The organism is Flavobacterium sp. GNP011 (assembly GCF_056428925.1).
The window spans coordinates 1-639 of the sequence record NZ_JBWJVJ010000057.1 but is presented as its reverse complement, the minus strand read 5'-3'; the positions used below and the strand labels follow the sequence as shown (position 1 = coordinate 639).

The window sequence follows — 639 nt, the reverse complement described above, 5'->3', positions numbered from 1 at the left end:
TGGAGATAATTTTGATTAGAATAACTATTAACTAAAGACAAGAATAGTGCATCATCAAAATTATCTCCATTAATTATTCTTATATTTGGACAAATTCCTTCAATATTATTTATATCGTCACTATTTCCAGATATAATCCCTGCAACACAGGTAGTATGCATACTTGGTTTAAATTGACCCCTGATATTTTGGTCAAAGGTATTGGTTCTATCAATTTTACTTCTCCAAAAAACCTTTTTCCCGTTCTGAATATCAGCGAAACTTGGGTGAGGTGATCCGTAGTCATTTACAGTTAAAGGAAATGGAACATTATTTATTTTTTCAAATTCAATTTGTCCTTCAATAACTCCAATATAAATATCAGAATTACCTCTATTATTTACAAATTGATTTAAAGCCCTAGCCTGGTCAATTTTTATTACTTTATGATGCCAATTTCTCATAATATTTATTTAGCTTTTTTTTCTATATAATAGTATTCATACATATCCAAAATACCTAATCCGATTGATTGATCCTGTTTAGGTATGGTTAGAATCTCAGATAAATCAGAATTTTTCTCGAAAGATAAAATTCTAGGGATTTCAATTCTATTATTATCCATAAGAATAAATTTTTTAATTGGAGATGCATCATTCA

2 protein-coding genes are annotated in these 639 nt (G+C 28.0%); both read right to left on the bottom strand.

The features are described from left to right. The coding region (locus AC061E_RS16615; protein ID WP_478287252.1) for a hypothetical protein at positions 1 to 443 on the bottom strand (443 nt) is incomplete at its 3' end. A gap of 5 nt (positions 444 to 448) precedes the next feature. After that, on the bottom strand, positions 449 to 639 hold a 191-nt coding region (locus AC061E_RS16610), incomplete at its 5' end, for a hypothetical protein (RefSeq protein ID WP_478287251.1).